Raw genomic sequence first — 20,296 nt, 5'->3', positions numbered from 1 at the left:
CTTGAGCACGGGCTTGAGCACCCGGCATCGGAAGCAGCACCAGACTCAGCCCGGCTCTGGCCTGAGGACCTGCCGCAGCTAGGGGCCTCGCGGGCCACGACGCCACGACGCCACGACGCCACGCATGGCCGGGAGATGTGATATCGGGCTGTAAACCGCCAAAGTAGGGCCGATCCACAATGGCATAAGGGTGGGTCGCCGGGGGTGGTGGAGGTCGGCTAGGTTCGTGCCGTGCAGACGGGGGACGAGGCGGGTGGAGCGGTCAGGGGCAGTGATCCGCTGCTGGTCCGGCCGTACATTTCGCAGAAATCGAACGTTGCGGGGCAACCCGCCGCGACGTGGCCGGAGAGTGCGGTCGCGGCGGTGGCGCCGGGTCCCGTTGAGGCGGAGACCACCGTGTTGCCCGTGGTCGCGCTGGACGGGGCTCCGGCGCGGCCGCGGCGGCGGGTTGTTCTGCTGCTGGCGGCCGGGGTCGGGGCGGTCGTGCTGGCAGGTGCGGTAGCAGCTGGAATTGTGGCGTCGCGGCCCGATTCGGGTGGGCGGGTCGCGTTGCCACCCGACTTGCCCTCGACGCGGACGGCGACGACGGATGCCGTGGCCGCGCCGTCAGCCCCGCAGGCGTCGGGTGGCGTTCAGAAGACCGGAGCTGCTGGGGCTGATGGGCGGTCGGCACCTGTTTCGAAGCCGGTCGGTGGGAAGACTTCGGCCGCCAGGACCACGTCGCCGACGGTCAAGTCGGCCACGTCCGTGCCGGCTGAGACGGTTGCGCCTGCCACCACCGGTGCTCTGGCGCCGATCACCACGCGGGTCGGGCGGCTGGTCAGCGGCGGGTTGTGCCTGGATGTCGATCAGGGTGTCGCCGCGGAGATGAAGACCTGCAGCGGCACGTCCGACCAGGTCTGGACCCTGAATTCCGACGGTACGCTGCTGGCGCTCGGCAAGTGCGGCCAGACCTCAGGTGGCGGCGGGTTCGCCCTGGGCTCGTGCTTCGGCAGCGACACCGAGAAGTGGCAGGTCGGCGGTGGGGCGTCGCTCGTGAACGTCGCCACCGGGACGTGCCTCACCGGCGGCACCACGGCCGGGTTCGACGTTCGGATGAGCGCGTGTACCGGTGCGGCGACGCAGGCCTGGGCGTTGTCCTCGTGAGCGGGAGCTTTCAGTCGGCGGCGAGCAGCTCCTCGCGTACCTGGCGGCGTAGGATTTTGCCGATCTGGCTGCGGGGCAGTTCGTCGGTGAGTTCGACCCGGCGGGGGGCCTTGTAGCCGGAGAGGCGTTCGCGGGCCCAGGCTCGCAGGGCTTCCGGGTCGGGGGTGGTGCCGGCGGTGGGGACGACGACCGCGACGACCTCTTCGCCGGTCCTGGCCGAGGGCAGGCCGACCACGGCTACGTCGGCGACGTCCGGGTGGGCGCGGAGGACGTCCTCCACCTCGGACGGGTAGACGTTGAAGCCGCCGGTGATGATCAGTTCCTTGACCCGGTCGACGATGGAGAAGAAGCCGTCGGGGCTCATGACGGCGACATCACCCGTACGGATCCAGCCGCCGGGCAGCAGCACCGCGGCCGTCTCGTCGGGCATGTCCCAGTAACCGGAGAACACCTGCGGGCCCTTGATCAGCAGCTCCCCCGCGTCGCCCTCCGGCATGTCCCGGGACAGGTCCTCACGGTCGGCGATGCGCGCCCAGGTGGACGGGTACGGCACGCCGATCGAGCCGGCGCGGCGCTTGGGCGAGATGGGGTTGCCGACGGTGATCGGGGAGGTCTCGGTCATGCCGTACCCCTCGATCAGCAGGCCGCCGGTGATGGCCTCCCACTTCTCGACGGTCTCGGCCGGCAGTGGCATCGCGCCGCTGATCGCGGTGCGCACGGAGCTCAGGTCGGCGCCGCTCTTCTGCACGGCGGCGGCGAGGCGTTCGTACATCGGTGGGACGCCGGGGAAGAACGTCGGCGGGCGCCGCTTCGCGGCCGAGAGGACCATGGCGACGTCGAAGCGGGGCAACAGCACGATCGTCGCCGCGATGCGCACGGCGGTGGTCAGGCACAACGTCATACCGTACGCGTGGAAGAGCGGTAGCACCGCGTAGAACGTCTCGCCGCCGTCGCGCAGCCCGGGCACCCAGACGCGGCTCTGCTCGGCGTTCGCGGCGAGGTTCTTGTGGGTGAGGATCGCACCCTTGGGTGTGCCGCTGGTGCCACCCGTGTACTGCAGCAGGGCGACGTCGTCGACGTCCGGGCCGGGGACGTCGGCGGCGAGCGGTGCCGCGTCGGCGAGGAGCTTCTCCCAGCTCAGCGCGCTGTCGGGCAGCGGGCCGCGCATCTCGGCACGGGTCTTGCGCGCGGGCGGGAGCGGCAGGGTCAGCGCCAGCCGTTTGACCAGCGGGAGCGCCGCGGTCAGGTTGACGCCGATGATCGTGGTGACCGCGGTCTTGCCCGCGACGCCGGCGACGGTCGAGGCGACCTTTTCCCAGCAGATCGCCACCGTGGCGCCGTGATCGGCGAGCTGGTGCGCGAGCTCGTCCGCGGTGTAGAGCGGGTTGTGCTCGACCACGACCGCGCCGAGGCGCAGCACGGCGTAGAACGCGACCACGTGCTGGGGGCAGTTGGGCAGGATCAGAGCCACCCGGTCGCCGTGGGACACGCCGAGATCGTGCAGCGCTGATGCCGCGCGGGAGACCTGCTCGCCGAGCTGGGCGTACGTCGTGGCGGCACCGAGGAAGTCGAGCGCGACCCGATCGGGGAAGCGGCGCACGGCGCCGTCCAGGTTCGCGGTCAGCGGGCGGTCAGGGGTGGCGATGTCCGCCGGGACACCCTCGGGGTAGGCCGCCAGCCAGGGGCGCTCGTCGGGCATGCACTCTCCTACGTTTGCGTGACTTACGCGAAGGCTACCGGCAGCCCCCCGCCCGCGATCCGAGCAGCCCGCTCCCGGGCCGCGCGCGCCAGGCCGCCTACTCCCGGGCCGCCTACTCCCGGGCCGGTTACTCCCGGGCCGGCTGCTCCCGGGCCTGCTGCTCCCGGGTCGCAACCAGTTAGAACCTTGACAGTTAGAGGGCTAACGTTTAGCTTTCTAAGTATGGAGACACCGGAAGTCACGCTCACCACCAGCCTCGAGCTGATGCGCTGGATCGGATGGGCGCAGCGCAAGGCCGGCGAGGAGTGGATCCGGGCGCGCGAGCTCAGCTTCGAGCAGGCGTTCGTGCTCAGCCACCTGGTGCAGAACCCCGGTTCGATGCAGCGTCACATCGCGCAGACGACCCGCACGAGCGCCGCGAGCGTCTCGAGCCTGCTGCAGGGCCTCGAGCGCCGCGGTCTCGTCGAGCGCCGCACGGAGCCCGGCAACGAACGCAGCAAGCTCGTCTTCGCCACCCCCGCCGGCGCCGCCCTCGCCGACGGCCTCGGCGGCGCGATGGCCGCCGCCGACGAGACGATCCTCGCCCCGCTCGACGAGACCGAGCGCGCTGCCCTGCACGTTCTGCTCCAGAAGATCACCGCGGTGCTGCCCCAGCCCACGCGGTAACCCAGCCCACCCGGTAACCCAGCCCACCCGGCTACTCAGCCCGCCCGGTAACCCTGCCACCCGCTGGCCGGCCGCGCACCGCACAGCACGTACATACCTCGCCGCGACGGCAATCGCCGCCGCGCGCTCCGCCCTGCCCGAAAGAAGCAGCCATGAGCACCATGGATCTTGAAATCCCGGCCAAATCCGACGCAGCGGGCACGAACCGCTGGTACCTGTCGGCCGCGCCGATCGTCCGTGCTCTCGTGCATCTCTGTGTGCCGATGGCCGCGGCGATGATCGTCGGCGCTGTCTACAACCTCATCAACGCCGGTGTCATCGGGTCGCTCCACAACACGGCGCTGCTCGCCGCGGTGACGCTCGGGTCGCCGATTCTCGGGCTGGTCATGGCGGTCGGGAACGTGTTCGGTGTCGGCGGTGGTGCGCTCATCTCGCGGCTGCTCGGCGCGTCGGAGCACGATCCCGCGAAGGCCGCCGGCATCAAGCGGGTGTCGTCGTTCGCCGTCTGGGGCTCGGTCGCCGTCGGGGCCGTGCTCGGCGGCATCGGGCTGCTCCTGCTGCACCCGCTCGTGTCGCTGCTCGGCGCGGACGGTGCCGCCACACCGGCGACGCGGTCGTTCGTTGCGGTGATGCTGGCGTTCGTACCCGTACTCGCTGCTGCGGTTTGTCTTGAACAGCTTGTCCGGGCCGAGGGCGCTGCGCGGCAGGTGATGATCGGGCTGATCGCCTCCACGATCGCGAACGTCGTCTTCGATGTGCTGCTCATCCTCGTGCTGCACTGGGGCGTGGCCGGCGCGGCGCTCGCCACCGGCCTCGCGAACCTCGTCGTCATCGGCTACTTCGCCGCCTGGCTGGCCCGGCACAGCGAGCACATGAGCCTCGCGCCGCGGTGGTTCACCCTCTCCCCCGAGGTGCTGAAGCCCGTCCTCGGCGTCGGGATCGGCACGCTGCTCCAGTCGGCCTTCCTGATCGTCACCTCGCTGGTGCTCAACAACCTGGCTTCCGCGTACGGTGACGGCCCGCTCGCCGCCATGGGTGTCGCGGTCCGGATCGCGCAGGTGCCCGAGTTCCTGGTCATGGGTATCACGCTCGGGGTGCTGCCGCTGTTCGCGTACTCGTACGGGAAGGGTGACCGGGAGCGGCTTTCGGCGGCGTTGCGTACGTCGGCGATCGCGGTGGGCGGCATCGCGGCGCTCTTCTCGGTGGTGGTGTTCGTGTTCCGCGACCAGGTGTTCTCCGCGTTCGTCGCCGACCACTCGGTCCTGTCGATCGGCGTCACGATCATGACCGCGCAGCTCGTGGCGATGATCGCGAACGGGTTCACCGGGCTGATCACGTCGCTGTTCCAGGCCACCGGGCGCGCGCTCGCCGCCACCGTGATGTCGGTGACGCAGGGCGTGCTGTTCATTCCGATCGTGCTGCTGGGCAACGTGTGGTTCGGGCTGAGCGGCATCATCTGGGCGCTCACCGTCACCGAGGGCATCGTCTTCGTCGTCGGGGTCGTGCTGTGGCTGGCGTCGCGCCGGGCCATCGACCGGGGCCTCGCCGACGGCAGCCCCGAACGCGCCGAGGAGGCCCTCGAACAAGCGGAGGGCTGAGCCGCCGACATGGCGAAGGACGAGCCGCCGAAGGCAATTAGGTTGTGCACAATTAAGTTGTGCGCAACTTAATTGTGCACAACCCAACAACTGCGGGCCGGGGAATCCGTCGGGTGGGGTGGGTCAGGCGGTGAGTTTGCCGCGCATTTCGAGGGCTATCTGGGCGGCGTCGAGGTTGGCTAGTTCGTTGGCGAGGATTTCAGCGTCGAAGGTGCCGTGGTCCCGGGCGTCGAGGAGGGCGGAGCGTTGGGCTTCGATGATGGCGATGCGGTGGTGTCGGGCGGTGGCGAAGGCTTCGGGGCTGGGGCTGGGGCTGGGGCTGGGGCTGGGGCTGGGGGTGCCGGTGGAGTGGGCCGGGGGGTCGGGGACTGTTTCGGCGCTGGAGCGTAGGAGGGTCATGATGCGGGTGAGCTCGGTGGTGGCCTGGTGGTCGGCGTCGGTGGTGGCCCGGGCGGTTTTCGGGGTAAGGAGGCTCATCAGCGGGCCGATGGTGCCGCCCTGGATGAGCAGGGACATCGCCGCCACTGCGAACGCGATGAGGACCAGGACCGAGCGTTGCGGGGTGTCCTCGGGCAGGGTCTGGGCGGCGGCCACGGTTACGGCGCCGCGCATGCCGGCCCAGACGACGGCGGTGCCCTCGCGCCAGCCGAGGGGTTCGCGGCGGAAGTATTCGATGTCGGCGAGGACCTTGGTGACGCGGCGGGCGAACTGGTCGAGGTCGCGTTCGGTGGGCGTACGGCGGCGGGAATTGACCTCTCCGAATGTCTCCTGCATGCCCTCGGGGGTGGTCATGCGTTCGCGCATGCCCTTCACCCGGGTCTCCATCTTCACGCCGTGGCGGAGCTGACCGGCGAGGACGGCCAGCAGCGGGACGACGTACGCCGCGCGCACCAGCACCGTCAGCACGAGTGCCCCGGCGGCGACGAGCACGGCGGCCCCGACACCGGCGTGGTCGTGCTCGACGTGGGCGATGATCGATTTGATCTGGACGCCCATCGTGAGGAACACCGCGCCCTCGAGGACCAGCTCGACCGTGCTCCAGTTCTGCGAGTCCGACAGCCGGTTCTGCGGTGACAGGTAGCGCGGCGCGAAGATTCCCGTGAGCAGGCCCGCGACGACGGCCGCGACGAGGCCGGAGCCGCCGAGCAGTGTCGCGGGCACCGATGCCACGAACGGCACCGCGTACGACAGGACGGTGTTGACCGTCGGGTCGGTGACCCGGCGGCGGACCACCAGGTTGAGCCAGCCGACGAGCCAGCCGATCAGCAGGGCGACGACGACCGAGTAGGCGAACGTACCGATCGCGGCCCAGAACGAGAACGACGCGGCGGACGCGACGATCGCCGTGCGCAGCATGACCAGCGCGGTCGCGTCGTTGAGCAGGCTCTCGCCGTCGAGCATCGCCACGACCCGCCGCGACACCGGCGCCTGTTTGATGATCGATGTGGCCACGGCGTCGGTGGGGCTGACGATCGCGCCGAGGGCGACGCCCCACGCGAAGCCGAGCTGCGGGACGGCGAGCATGAAGAACACGCCCAGCAGCAGCGCGCTGCCCACGACGAGGATCACGGACAGCCCGCCGATCGCCCCGAACTCGCGGCGGAAGTTCATCGTGGGCATCGACACCGCGGACGAGTACAGCAGCGGCGGCAGGACGCCCTCGAGGATCCACTCGGGTTCGATGTCCACCGACCCGAACATCGGCAGGAAACTCGCCGCGACACCGATGACGACGAGCACGAGCGGCGCTGCGATCCGCAGCCGCGGGCCGAGGAGGGTCGCGGCGGCGATCACCATGAGCGCGGTCACGATGACGACAAGTAGCTCGGTCACGGCGGCAGGCCCTCCCGGCGCGAGAAAGGGGTCAGCGGCGGCGCGGGCCGTCGCGCCGGACCAGGGCCAGCCCCAGACCGGCGATGATCATCAGGAGACCCACCCCGGCGATGAGCGCGATGTTCTCGCCCGTCCGCGGCATGGTGGTGTCGGTGGGCGGCGTGGTGGTCGGCGCGGGAGTGGCCGGGGTCGGCGTGGAGACAGCGGGCGTGGGGGTGGGCGTCGTCGTGGCGGCCTTGACCGTGACGGACAGGCTGCGGCTGAACGTGTTGCCCTGCGGGTCCACGCCCGTGGCGAGCAGGGTGTGCCGGCCCGGGTCGAGGCCGGCCGGGATCGTCACCGCCTTGCGGAACGCGCCGCCGGCGTCGGTGGTCGCGGTGGCAAGCAGCGTCGGGGTCGAGTAGAGGGCGATGGTGATCGTCGAGTACGGCGCGAAGCCGTCGCCGACCAGGATGATCTGCTCGCCGGGCACCGCGGTGCTGATGTCGCCCTTGGTGGTGGTCAGCGCGGGCGCCGAGGCGGGCGGCGCGGCGGGCAGCGACGGCGCGATCGGCGTCGCCGTAGCCGATGCGGAGGAAGTGGTCGAGGCACCGCCGGCGGCGAGGGCCACGACCCGCAGCGTGTAGCGCACGCCCGCGGTGCCGCCGATCAGGCAGGACGTCTCGGTCGGACCGGTGGCGCAGGTCGCCACCCCCGGCGTGGCCACGACGCGGTAGCCGGTGATCGGGACCGGTGTGGTGGCGGGTGGCGTCCAGGTCACCAGGATCGACGAGGTACGGGCGGCGGCGGTGACGTTGCCGGGAGCGCCTGGGGCCGTGCTGCCGGTGGACGTGACCGCGGTGCTGGCCCGGCCGGGGCCGGCGGAGTTCACGGCGCGGACGCGGAACGCGTACGTGGCGGTGTTGTCGAGGCCGGTGACCACGTAGGGGCTGGCCAGGGCCGTCCAGGTGGTGCCGTTGTCGGTGGAGTACTGGTAGCCGGTGATCGTGTCGTCGTCGGGGGCGGTGAAGGCCAGGGCCGCGGTGGTGTCGCCGCGGGTCACCGTGAGGCCTGTGGGCGCCGCTGGCGGGGTCGCGAGGTTGAACTCCGTATCGGCATCCCCCGCGCCGACGGCGTTGCGGGCGCGCAGGGCGACCTGGTACGTCGCTCCGGTGGTCAGGCCGGTGACCGTGGCGGTCAGCGTGCCCGTGCCGGTCGTGGTGATCGGGTTGTAGGTCGATCCACCGTCGAGGGACAGCTCGTACGCGGTGATCGCGGACCCGCCGTCGGATGCCGGCGCGGTGAACGTCACGGTCGCGGTGGTGCCGGAGAAGGCGACCGTGACGATCGACGGCTGTCCCGGGACCGTGGCCGGGGTGACCGGGACCGACGGCGTGGCAGGGCCGGAGCCGGCGGTGTTGACCGCGCGGACGGCGATCGCGTACGTGGTGCCGTTGGTCAGGCCCGCGACGATCCGGTTGGCCGCGAGCGGGCGCCACGTGACGCCGCCGTCGATCGAGACCTCGTAGCCGCTCGGGTCGCCGCTGCCGGCCGTGAACGCGAGCGTCGCGGACCCGTCGCCGCGGGTGACGGTCAGGCCGGTGGGTGCGCCGGGCAGCGCCGCCCGCGGTGTGACGGTGACCGCCGCCGACGCGGGCCCGGCACCGACGGCGGTACGGGCGCGGAGCCGGATCGTGTAGGTGGTGCCGTCGGTGAGTCCGGTGACGATGCCGGTGGCGGGCAGCGCCGTCCAGGTCACGCCGTTGTCGGTGGACACCTCGTAGCCGGTGATCGGGCTGCCGCCGGTGGCGGGTGCGGTGAAGCTGACCGACGCCGAGGCGTCGCCGGCGGAGGTGGCGACCGAGGTGGGTGCGCCGGGCAGACCGGCGGGGGTGACGGTGGTGGTCGCGCTGGGTGCGCCGGTCCCGGTCGCGTTCACGGCACGAAGCTTGATTTTGTACGCCGTCCCGTTCGTCAGCCCTCCGACCACACCGCCCGCCGGTAGCACAGCCCACGTCGTGCCGTCGTCGACCGACACCTCGTAGCGCGTGATGGGCGAGCCGCCGTCCGAGGCGGGCGCGGTGAACGTCACCGTCGCCGACGAGTCGCCACGTGCGGCGCTGACCCCGGTGGGCGTACCCGGAACGGTTGAGGGTGTGACGGTGACCGACGCGGGAATGCCCGCGCCGACGTCGTTACGGGCGCGGACGCGGACCACGTAGGTCACACCGTTCGTCAGCCCGCCGACGGTCAGCGAGGCGGGCAGCGCCGACCAGGTCGTGCCGTCCAGGGAGTACTGGTAGTCCGTGACCGGCGAACCGCCGTCGGACGCGGGCGCGGTGAACACGAGGGTCGCGCTGCCGTCGCCCGCAGCCGCGGTCAGCCCCACCGGCGCGCCCGGGGTCGTCGCGGGCGTCACCGTCACTGCGGCGCTGGCCGGGCCGGTTCCCACGTCGTTGCGGGCGCGCAGCCGGATCGCGTACGCGGTCCCGTTGGTCAGGCCCGTGATCACGCCGTTGCCGGGCAGCGCCGACCAGGTCGCGCCGTTGTCGGTGGACACGTCGTAGCCGGTGACCGGTCCGGACGGCGGGATGAAGTAGACCGAGACGGAGGCGTCGCCGCGGGTCACGGTCACCGATCCCGGTGCGGCGGGCAGCCCGGACACCGGGGTCACGGTGACGCCCGCGCTCGGTGCGCCGATGCCCGCGTCGTTGCGGGCCCGGACCCTGACGGTGTACGCGGTCCCGTTGCTCAGCCCGCCCACGGTGTTCGACGCGGCGAGGGTGGCCCAGGTCATGCCGTCGTCGGTGGACACCTCGTAGCGGGTGACCGGCGAACCGCCGTCGGCCGGCGCGGTGAACGTCACGGTCGCCGTCGAGTCCCCGGGCGCCACGCTGAGATCCGTCGGGGCGCTGGGCACGGTCGCGGGTGTGACGGTGGCCGGCGCGGATGCCGGGCCGGTGCCGGCGCTGGTGCGGGCGCGGAGCCGTACCGTGTAGGTGGTGCCGTTGGTGAGCCCGGTGACCGTGCCGCCGGCCGGTAGCACCGCCCACGTGGATCCATTGTCGATGGACACGTCGTACGCGATGATCGGGCTTCCGCCGTCGGAGTCCGGCGCGGTGAACGTGACCGTGGCACTGCGGTCCCGGCCGACCGCGACGACGCCGGTGGGCGCGCCCGGCACCGCGGTGGGAGTCACCGGCGGCGCCGACGCGGACGGCCCGGCGCCGACGTCGTTGCGGGCCCGGAGCCGGATCGTGTACGCGGTCCCGTTGGTGAGGTCACCCACGGACGATGAAGGGGGCAGCGCCGACCACGTCGTGCCGTCGAGGGAGTACTCGTAGCCGGTGATCGGCAGGCCCCCGTCGTAGGACGGCGGCGTGAACGACACGGTCGCGCTGCGGTTGCCCGGGGTCGCGGTGACCCCGGCCGGCGCGGACGGGTTCGTCGCGGGGGTCACGGTGACCGGGGCCGACGCTGGCGAGACGCCGTTGTCGTTGACCGCGCGGACGCGGAAGGCGTAGCTGACGCCGTTGGTCAGCCCGGTGACCACCCCGTCGCCGGGCAGCGTCCGCCACGTGGCCCCGTCGTCGACGGACACCTGATAGCCGGTGACCGTCCCGGTGGCAGGCGTGTAGGTCACGGTCGCGGAGGCATCGCCCCGGGTCACCGCGACGTTGCCGGGCACGCCGGGCAGCCCGGCCGAGGGTGTCGCCGTGGCGTTGTCGCTCGCGGCGCCGGTGCCGGCGGCGTTGCGGGCACGGACCCGGACGGCGTACGTGGTCCCATTGGCCAGCCCGTCCACGGTCTGCGACGCGGGCAGCACGGTCCACGTGGTCCCGTTGTCCACGGACACGTCGTAGCCGGTGATCGCGGAGCCACCGTCCGACGCGGGCGGCGTGAACCGCACCACGATCGACGCGTTGCCCGGCGTGGCGGTCAGCCCGGCCGGCGCCCCGGGAACCGTCGCCGGGGTGGCGATGACCGACGAGCTGGCCGGCCCGGCACCCACGCCGTTGCGGGCACGGACCCGCACGGTGTAGGTCGCGCCGTTCGTGAGCCCCCCGACGACCCGGGAAGCGGGCAGCGCCGCCCACGTCACGCCGTCGTCGACGGACACGTCGTAGCCGGTGATCGCGGAACCGCCCACGCCGGCGGGTGCGGTGAAGCTCACCGAGATCGAGCCGTTGCCCGGGGTCGCGACGAGATCCGTGGGCGCACCGGGGACAGCGGCCGGGGTGACGGTGACGGCGGCGCTGGCCGGGCCGACACCCGCGGCGTTGCGGGCACGGAGCCGGATCGCGTACGCGGTGCCGTTGGTCAGCCCGGCGACGACGCCGTTGGCGGGCAGGACCGCCCAGGTCACGCCGTTGTCGGTGGACACCTCGTACCGGGTGATCGCCGAGCCGCCGTCGGACGCGGGCGCGGTGAACGTGATCGTCGCGGTGCCGTCCCCCGGCGTGGCGGCGACGTTGGTGGGAGCGCCGGGAAGGGCTCGCGGTGTCACGGAGACGGAAGCGCTCGCCGGGCCGGCCCCGACGTCGTTGCGGGCGCGGACCCGGACCGGGTACGCCGTCCCGTTCGTCAGCCCGCCGATGATGAGGGAAGCGGGCAGCGCGGACCAGGTGGTGCCGTCGAGCGAATATTCGTAGCCGGTGATCGTGGAGCCGCCGTCGGAGGCGGGCGCGGTGAACGTCAGGGTGGCGGTGGTGTCCCCCGCTGTCGCGCGCAGCCCGGCCGGTTGTCCCGGCACGGCCGCCGGGGTGACCGGGGCGCTGTCGCTCGCCGGGCCGGGGCCCGCGGCGTTGACGGCGCGGACGCGGACGGCGTACGTGGTGCCGTTGCTGAGCGCGGTGATCCGGTTGTCGGCGGCCAGGGGTGCCCAGTTCCAGCCGTCGTCGGTGGACACCTCGTAACCGGTGATCGCGGATGAGCCCGGGTTGGCGGGTGCGGTGTAGGAGACCGTCGCCGAGCTGTCGCCGCGGGTCGCGGTCAGGCCGGTCGGTGCGCCGGGCAGCCCGTTCACCGGCGCGGCGGAGATGCTGTCGGTGACGGCTCCGGGACCGGCGGCGGTGACCGCGCGTACGCGTACCCGGTAACTGGTCCCGTTCGTGAGCCCGGTGACGATCCGGTCCGGGGCAACCGCCGCCCAGGTGCCGCCGTCGTCGACGCTGACCTCGTACCCGGTGATCGGGCTGCCCCCGTCGGACGCGGGCGCGGTGAAGTACAGGTACAGCTGCCCGTCACCGGACGTGACGTTGAACGCGGCCGGCGCGTCCGCAGTGGTCGCCGGGGTCACCGTGGCGCTGTCGCCGGCCGCGCCCTTACCGGCGGCGGTGACGGCGCGGACGCGGATCGGGTACGAGGTGCCGTTGGTCAGCCCGGTCACAGTGCCGGTCAGGGTCGCGCCGCCGGAGACGGTCAGCGGGTTCCAGGTGGTGCCGTCGTCGACGGACACGTCGTAGCCGGTGACGGCGCTGCCCCCGGTGTCCGCGGGCGCCGTGAAAGTCAGCGCCGCCGAGGAATCGCCGGGGGTCGCGGTCAGTGCGGTGGGTGCGGCCGCGGTGGTCGCCGGGGTGACGGTGACGCTCGCGCTGCCGGGTCCGGCACCGGCGGCGTTACGGGCGCGGACACTGATCTGGTACGCGGTCCCGTTGCTCAGCCCCGTGACAACGCGGTCAGCCGCGAGGGGCGTCCACGTGATCCCCTCGTCGACGGAGACGTCGTAGCCGCTGATCGGGGACGAGCCGGCCGACGCGGGCGCGGTGAACGTCAGGGTGGCGCTCGCATTGCCGGGTGCCGCGGTCAGCCGGGTGGGCGCGCCCGGGCGGCCCGGCGACGGGGTCACGGACACCGCGTCGCTGCTCAGGCCGGTGCCGACGGTGTTGACCGCGCGGACGCGTACCGGATAGGCAGTCCCGTTGGTGAGCCCGGTGACCACCCGGTCGACGGGCAGCGTGACCCACGACGTGCCGTTGTCGGTGGACACGTCGTAGCGGGTGATCGGGTCGCCGCCGTCGCTGACCGGCGCCCGGAACGCCAGCGCCGCCGTCGTGTCGCCCGGATTCGCGGTGAGCCCGGTCGGCGCCTGCGGCACGGTCGCCGGGGTGGCCGTCGCGCTGCTGCTCGCCGGTCCCGGCCCGGCGCTGTTACGGGCACGGACCCAGAACTCGTACGCCGTCCCGTTCGTCAGCCCGCCGACGACACCACCCACGGCCAGCGCCGTCCACGTGACCCCGGCGTCGGTGGAGTACTCGTACCCGCTGATCGCACTGCTTCCCGGATCGGCCGGCGCGGTAAAGGTCAGCGTGGCGCTCTGGTCGCCCCGCGCGGCAGCGAGCCCGGTCGGCGCCCCCGGCACCCCACTGATCGGCGTCACCGTGACGGCGGCGCTGGACGCTCCCGTCCCGACGCCATTGAACGCCCGGACCCGCACGGTGTACGCGGTCCCGTTGTCGAGCCCCGTCACCGTGCCCGTCCTGGCCGAACCCGATCCGGTGGCGGTGAACGCGGACCACGTACCGCCGTCGTCGGCCGACACCTCGTAACCGGTGACCTGGTCGCCGCCGTCGTCGGGGGCGGCGAACATCAGCGTCGCGCTGCTGTCCCCCGCGGTGGCGGACAACCCGCCCGGCGCGCCGGGGCTTGTGGCCGGGGTGACGAGCGTGCTCGCGCTCGCCGCGCCGGGCCCCGAGCTGTTCACCGCGCGCACCTGGACCGTGTACGTGACGCCGTTGGTCAACCCGGTCACCGTGCGGTCGGCCGCCAGCCCCGCCCACGTCTGCCCGTTGTCGGTGGACACCTGGTAGCCGGTGATCGGGTCCCCGCCGTCGGACGCCGGGGCGGTGAACGTGAGCGTCGCGCTGCCGTTGCCGCGCTGGGCGGTCAGCCCGGTGGGCGCCGCGGACGTGGTGGCCGGGGTGATGGAGACGCTGGCGCTGGGCGTTCCGGCGCCGACGCCGTTGACCGCGCGTACCCGGATGACATAGGTCGTGCCGTTGGTGAGCCCGGTGACGGTCCGGTCGGCCGCGAGGGGGTTCCAGGTCGCGCCGTTGTCGGTGGAGACGTCGTAGCCGGTGATCGGGTCGCCGCCGTCGTTGACGGGCGCGGCGAACATCAGGGTCGCGCTGTGGTTGCCGCGCGACGCCCGCAGGTTGGTGGGCGCTCCGGGCGCGGCGGCGGGGGTGACGGTCACGCTCGCGGAGGACGGTCCCGCTCCGGCGTCGTTCACTGCCCTTACCCGCACTGTGTACGCGGTCCCGTTCGTCAATCCGCCGACGATCCGGGAAGCGGGCAGCGCCGCCCACGTCGTCCCGCCGTCGGTGGACACCTCGTAGCCGCTGATCGCGCTGCTGCCCGGGTCGGCGGGGGCGCTGAACGCGAGCGTCGCGCCGCGGTCGCCGCGGGTGGCCGACAGCCCGGTCGGCGCCCCGGGCAGGCCGTCGACGGGGGTGACCGTGACGGCGGCGCTCGCGGGGCCGGTTCCGGTGCTGTTCACCGCGCGTACCCGGATGGTGTAGGTCGTGGTGTTGGTCAGGCCCGTGACCGTGCCGTTCGCGGGCAGGGTGGCCCAGCTGACGCCGTCGTCGGTGGACACCTCGTAACGCGTGACCGGCGAGCCGCCGTCGCTGGCCGGGGCGGTGAAGGTCACCACGGCCCGGCCGTCACCCGCGGTCGCGGACACGCCGGTGGGCGCGCCGGGAACCGTCGACGGCGTGCCGGTGGTGCCCGCGGTGGGGGTGCCGGCGCCGACGCTGTTCACCGCGCGGACGCGGAACGTGTACGACGTGCCGTTGGTCAGGCCGCCGACGATCCGGGAAGCGGGCAGCGCCGCCCACGTGCTCCCGTCGTCGGTGGACACGTCGTAACCGGTGATCGCGTCACCGCCGTCGCTCGCCGGGGCGGTGAAGGACAGCGTGGCCGTGCCGTCGCCCATCGCCACGGACAGGCCGGTCGGTGTGCCGGGAGTCGTCGCAGGCGTCACGGTTGCCGAGGCGCTCGCCGGCCCGGGACCCGAGGCGTTCACCGCGCGTACCCGGACCGTGTACGTGGTCCCGTTCGTCAAGCCGGTGACCACTTTCGACGCGGCCAGCGCGGACCATGTCGCGCCGTCATCCGTGGACACGTCGTAGGAGCTGATCGGGCTCGCACCGGTCATCGCCGGCGGCGTGAACGTCAGGGTCGCGCTGCGGTCGCCACGCGCGGCGCTCAGGCCGGTGGGCGGGTCCGGGGTGTTCGGCACCGGGGTCACGCTGACCGGCGTGCTGGACGCGCCCGCGCCGACGGCGTTGAGGGCCCGGACGCGGACGGCGTACGTCGTGCCGTTGGTGAGACCGGTGACGGTGCCGGACGCGGGCAGCGCCGCCCACGTCGTGCCGTCGTAGGTGGAGACCTGGTAGCCGGTGACCGGGCTGCCGCCCGTGCTCGCCGGCGCCGTGTAGGTCACCGTGATCTGGGTGTTGCCCGGTGCGGCGGCCACGCCGGTCGGGGCGCCGGGCACGGTCGCCGGGGTCACGGTGGCGGTCGCGCTGGGAGCTCCGGTGCCGGCGAGGTTCAGGGCTCTGACGCGTACGGAGTAGGTGATGCCGTTCGTGAGCCCGGTGACGGTCGCCGTGTTGGTGGTGCCGGACGTGGACACGGTCAGCGCCGACCACGTGCCGCCGTTGTCCGTCGACACCTGGTAGCCGAGGAGCGTGTTGCCGCCGTCGGCCGGTGTGGTGAACGTCAGGACCGCCTGGCCGTTACCGGGGACGGCGATGAGGCCGGCCGGCGCGTACGGCGCCCCGCGCGGGGTCACCGGGACGCTGTCGGTGGCCGGGCTCGGGCCGGTCGGGTTGAGGGCGCGGACCCGGATCGCGTACGTGGTGCCGTTGACGAGCCCGGTGAGGGTCGCGTTGCGCATGCCGAGCAGGCCGTCGGTCGTGGCGAGCGCCGACCAGGTGGTGCCGTCGTCGGTGGACGCCTCGTAGCCGGTGATCGTGGCGCCGCCGTTCGCCGAGGGCGGCGCGAACATCAGGGCCACGGTGGTGTCCCCCGCGATCGCGACCAGCCCGGACGGCGCAGTGGGGGCCAGGGCGGGCAGGACCACGGCGGTGCCCGCGCTCGCCGCGCCGGTGCCGCCGAGGCTGTACGCGCGGACGCGCAGCGCGTACGTCCTGCCGTTGGTGAGGCCGGTGACCGTACCCGTGTTGGTGGTTCCCGACGTCGTGACCGTGAGCCCCGCCCACGTCGAGCCGTCGTCGGTGGAGACCTGGTAGCCGAGGATCCCGTAGCCGCCGTCGTTCGGGGTCGTGAACGTCACGGTCGCCTGCGTGTTGCCGGGCACGGCGGAGAGGCCGGTCGGCGCGTACGGTGCGCCGCGCGGGGTCGCGCTCGCACTCCCGCTCGCCGGGCCGGGGCCGACGGCGTTGAGCGCGCGGACGCGTACGGCGTAGGTGGTGCCGTTGGTCAGGCCGGTGAGTGTCGCGTTCTTGACCCCGAGCAGGCCGTCGGTGGTGCTGAGCGTGGTCCAGGTGGTGCCGTTGTCGACGGACGCCTGATATCCGGTGATCGCGCTGCCCCCGTTGGCGGCCGGCGCGGCGAAGCTGAGCGTGACCGACGAGTCCCCGGCGCCGGCGACCAGACCGGTCGGCGCGTCGGGGGCCAGGGACTGCAGCGTGACGGACGCGGCCGTGCTCGCGATGCCGTTGCCCGCGAGGTTGAGCGCGCGGACCTTGAGCGCGTAGGTCGTGCCGTTCGTCAGGCCGGTCACCGTGCCCGTGCCGGTGGAGCCCGTGGTGGTGACCGTGAGGGCGTTCCAGGTGGTGCCGTTGTCGGTGGAGACCTGGTAGCCGAGGATCGCGTTGCCGCCGTCGGCGGGCGTGGTGAACGTGACGGACGCCTGGCGGTCACCGGGGGTGGCCGTGAGGTTGACCGGCGCGTACGGGACGCCGCGTGGCGTAGCACTGACAGCCGCAGTAGCGACGCTGGAGCCTATAGCGTTGACCGCGCGGACCTTCACGGCATAGGTCGTGCCGTTGGTGAGGCCGGCGATCGTGCCGTTGCGGACGCCGAGCAGGCCCGCGGTCGTGGTGAGCGAGCTCCACGTCACGCCGTTGTCGGTGGACGCCTCGTAGCCGGTCAGAGCGCTGCCGCCCGTGGTGGCCGGGGGCGCGAAAGTGACCGCGATCGAGGCATCCCCGGCGATCGCGACCAGCCCGGTCGGCGCGTCGGGCACGAGCGCGGGCAGCGTCACCGGGGCCGGCGAGCTCGCGATGCCGTTGCCTGCCAGGCTGATCGCGCGGACCTTGAGCGCGTACGTGGTGCCGTTGGTCAGGCCGGTCACCGTGCCGGTGTTGGTGGTGCCGGCCGTCGTGACCGTCAGCCCGTTCCACGTCGCGCCGTTGTCGGTGGACACCTGGTAGCCGAGCAGCGCGTTGCCACCGTCACCCGGCGTCGTGAACGTGACGGTCGCCTGGCGGTCACCGGGTGCGGCGGTGAGGTTCGTCGGCGCGTACGGGACACCGCGTGGCGTAGCACTGACAGCCGCAGTAGCGACGCTAGGACCCACAGCGTTGACCGCGCGGACCTTCACCGCGTACGCCGTACCGTTGATCAGGCCTGTGATCGTGCCGTTCCGCACGCCGAGCAGGCCCGCCGTCGTCGCGAGCGGGCCCCACGTCACGCCGTTGTCGGTGGACGCCTCGTAGCCGGTCAGCGCACTGCCGCCCGTGCTCGCCGGGGGCACGAACGTGACCGCGATCGAGGCATCCCCTGCCACGGCGATCAGCGTTGTCGGAGCGTCCGGCACCAGGGCCGCGAGGGAGACGGTGGTGGCTGAGCTCGCCGCGCCGGTGCCGGCGAGGTTCACTGCTCTGACGCGTACGGGGTAGACGGTCCCGTTGCTGAGGCCCGTCACGGTCGCGGTGTTGGTCGTCCCTGCCGTGGTGACCGTCAGCGCTGCCCAGTTCGCGCCGTCGTCGGTCGACACCTGATACCCCAGGATCGCGTTGCCACCGTCACCCGGCGTCGTGAACGTCAGCGTCGCCTGGCCGTTGCCCGCGACGGCGGTCAGCCCGGTCGGCGCGTACGGCGCGCCCCGGGGAGTCACCGTGACGCTCGTGCTCGCCGGGCTCGGGCCGACGGCGTTCACCGCGCGCACCCGGACCGTGTACGACGTCCCGTTGGTCAGACCGGTGATCGTTGCGTTCCGCACGCCGAGCAGGCCGGCCGTCGTCGCGAGCGCGCTCCAGCTCGTGCCGTTGTTCGTGGACGCCTCGTAGCCGGTGATCGCGCTGCCGCCGTTGCTCGCCGGGGGCGTGAAGCTGACCGCGATCTGGGCGTCCCCGGCGACGACGACCAGCCCGGTCGGGGCGTCGGGCACCAGCGCGGCGAGGGAGACGGTGACGGCTGAGCTGGCGATTCCGGTGCCGGCCAGGTTCAGGGCTCTGACGCGTACGGGATAAGCAGTGCCGTTGGTCAGCCCTGTCACGGTCGCCGTGTTGGTCGTCCCGGCCGTGGTGACCGTCAGCCCGGCCCAGTTCGCGCCGTCGTCGGTGGACACCTGATAACCCAGGATCGCGTTGCCACCGTCGGCCGGCGTCGTGAACGTCAGCGTCGCCTGCGCGTTACCCGGGACGGCGGTGAGATTCGCCGGCGCATAGGGCGCACCCCGCGGCGTCGCGGTCACGGCAGCTGTCGACGGGCCCGGGCCGACAAGATTCACTGCCCGGATCTGAAAGGTGTACGCCGTCCCGTTGGTCAGCCCGGTGACGTTCCCGGACAGCCCCAGCACGCCGGTCGCGGCGAACGCCGACCACGTGGAGCCGCTGTCGGTGGACACCTCGTACCCGGTGATCGCGCTGCCCCCGTCGTTCAGCGGCGGGACGAACGTCAGGTTCACCTGGCCGTCCTGGCCGACCGGGATCAGCGCGGTCGGGGCGCCCGGCGCCGTCGCGGGCGTGACGGTGGTGCTCGCGCTCGCCGTGCTCGTGCCGACGGCGTTGACCGCCCGGACCCGTACGGTGTAGGCGATGCCGTTGATCAGGCCCGTCACCGTGCCGGTCTTCGTGCCCGACCCGGTCGTGGCCAGCGCCGCCCACGTGGTGCCGTTGTTCGTCGACGCCTCGTAACCCGTGATCGTGCTGCCGCCATCGCTTGCCGGCGGGGTGAACGTCAGGATCGCCTTCGACGGGCCGGGAACCGCGGACAATCCGGTCGGGGCGCCCGGCACGGTCGGTGCCGCGATCCGGAGCAGGTAGTTGTTGTCCGTGTCACCGGCCAGCACCGTGCTCGCCGCGGGGGCCACCAGAGCCGGGATCGTGCCCAGCGGCGAGCTCGTCGAGACGCCGGCGACGGGCGTACCCGTACCGCCGGTGCCCGCCACCAGCGTCGGCGCGCCGAGCCCGGCCAGCGTGAACGACAGGATCTGGTGGCTGTAGTTCTCGGCGACGTAGAGGATCGAGGCGCTGTCGAAGGCCATCGCGTACGGCGCCGGGACCGGTGAGGTGATGCTGCCCGGCACGGGGGTCGCGGTCGCCCCCGAACCGGCGAAGAAGCTCAGGACGTTCGCGGTGCTGACCTGGTAGATGCGCTTGTTGCCGATGTCGCCGACGTAGAGGTTCCCGGTCGTGTCGACGGCGAGGCTCGCGGGCTGGCTGATCTGCGTCAGCGTGGCGACGCCACCGAGGATCGGGGTGCCGGCGGTGCCAGTCCCCGCGTACCGGGTCAGCGCCCCCGCCGCGGTGATCTTCACGACCTGCGCCTGGCTCACATACCCGACGAAGAGATTCCCGGACCCGTCGACCGCCATGCTGTCGGGCCGCACCGCGGTCGAGGTCGCCGATCCCGCGACCGGTGCCGTCGTCGTCCCGTTCCCGGCGAAGACCGACAGCGTCCCGCCGGACGTGACCTTGAAGACCCGCGCGTTGCCGTAGTCCCCGACGAACAGGTTCCCGCTGCCGTCCACGGCGAGCGCCTTGACACTGCTCGACAACGGCGACGACGTCGCGTCACCGGCAACAGCGGCCCCGCACGTCCCGTTACCCACAGCCGGGGACAGCGTGCCCGCCGCGGAGATCTTCACGACCCGGCACGCGGAGCGCACGTACACCCAGACGTTGCCCGCCCCGTCGGTGGCCATCGCGTCCGGCCGCCCGATCGGGCTCGACCCGGCCGGACCGGACACGGGGGCACTCGCCGCCCCTGTACCGCCGTAGAGGGACAGCACGTACCCACCCGCTGCCGCCGCCGGACCGGACAGACCGACCACCGCTGACAGCGAAACCAGGACAATGATCGTGAACAGAGCCACCGCGCGGCGTGACGTCATCGGCCTCTCCTACGAGTGGGCAGCGCTCACCACCACCTCCCGCGAGCTAATCAGAATAAAGCTCGC

General features: G+C 72.8%; 6 protein-coding genes. 3 read left to right on the top strand and 3 right to left on the bottom strand.

Annotated features, from left to right (window positions below):
• Window positions 1–231: 231 nt before the first annotated feature.
• Window positions 232–1,146, top strand: a complete 915-nt coding sequence (locus Ahu01nite_RS45460) for a ricin-type beta-trefoil lectin domain protein (RefSeq protein WP_203842981.1) — start codon at window positions 232–234, stop codon at window positions 1,144–1,146.
• 10 nt (window positions 1,147–1,156) lie between these two features.
• Here Ahu01nite_RS45460 and Ahu01nite_RS45455 read toward each other — a convergent pair whose 3' ends face one another.
• Window positions 1,157–2,845: a long-chain-fatty-acid--CoA ligase gene (locus tag Ahu01nite_RS45455; protein ID WP_203842980.1), complete on the bottom strand. Its 1,689-nt coding sequence runs from the start codon at window positions 2,843–2,845 to the stop codon at window positions 1,157–1,159.
• A gap of 222 nt (window positions 2,846–3,067) precedes the next feature.
• Here Ahu01nite_RS45455 and Ahu01nite_RS45450 point away from each other — a divergent pair, with 222 nt between their 5' ends.
• Together Ahu01nite_RS45450 and Ahu01nite_RS45445 are read left to right on the top strand one after the other, a co-directional pair.
• Window positions 3,068–3,511, top strand: a complete 444-nt coding sequence (locus tag Ahu01nite_RS45450; RefSeq protein ID WP_203842979.1) for a MarR family winged helix-turn-helix transcriptional regulator — start codon at window positions 3,068–3,070, stop codon at window positions 3,509–3,511.
• A 152-nt stretch (window positions 3,512–3,663) separates the two neighbouring features.
• Complete coding sequence (locus tag Ahu01nite_RS45445) at window positions 3,664–5,109, top strand: MATE family efflux transporter (RefSeq protein ID WP_203842978.1); 1,446 nt, start codon at window positions 3,664–3,666, stop codon at window positions 5,107–5,109.
• Between the two features lie 123 nt (window positions 5,110–5,232).
• Here the strand turns inward: Ahu01nite_RS45445 and Ahu01nite_RS45440 are convergent, their stop codons facing one another.
• Both Ahu01nite_RS45440 and Ahu01nite_RS45435 read right to left on the bottom strand, forming a co-directional pair.
• The gene (locus Ahu01nite_RS45440; protein WP_203842977.1) at window positions 5,233–6,942 is read right to left on the bottom strand and encodes a cation:proton antiporter; all 1,710 of its coding nucleotides are present in this window, start codon (window positions 6,940–6,942) and stop codon (window positions 5,233–5,235) included.
• Between the two features lie 31 nt (window positions 6,943–6,973).
• Window positions 6,974–20,230: a fibronectin type III domain-containing protein gene (locus Ahu01nite_RS45435; RefSeq protein ID WP_203842976.1), complete on the bottom strand. Its 13,257-nt coding sequence runs from the start codon at window positions 20,228–20,230 to the stop codon at window positions 6,974–6,976.
• Window positions 20,231–20,296 lie beyond the last annotated feature (66 nt).

Origin of the sequence: Winogradskya humida (assembly GCF_016862215.1) — a bacterium.
Lineage (GTDB): Bacteria > Actinomycetota > Actinomycetes > Mycobacteriales > Micromonosporaceae > Actinoplanes > Actinoplanes humidus.
Note: the sequence above shows the minus strand (reverse complement) of the source record. Positions and strands in the feature narration are given on the sequence as shown.

What these genes read in the sequence shown, in the direction of transcription:
- Ahu01nite_RS45445 (WP_203842978.1), top strand. Translation starts at nt 3,664, where the DNA reads ATGAGCACCATGGATCTTGAAATCCCGGCCAAATCCGACGCAGCGGGC.
- Ahu01nite_RS45455 (WP_203842980.1), bottom strand. Translation starts at nt 2,845, where the DNA reads ATGCCCGACGAGCGCCCCTGGCTGGCGGCCTACCCCGAGGGTGTCCCG.
- Ahu01nite_RS45450 (WP_203842979.1), top strand. Translation starts at nt 3,068, where the DNA reads ATGGAGACACCGGAAGTCACGCTCACCACCAGCCTCGAGCTGATGCGC.
- Ahu01nite_RS45435 (WP_203842976.1), bottom strand. Translation starts at nt 20,230, where the DNA reads ATGACGTCACGCCGCGCGGTGGCTCTGTTCACGATCATTGTCCTGGTT.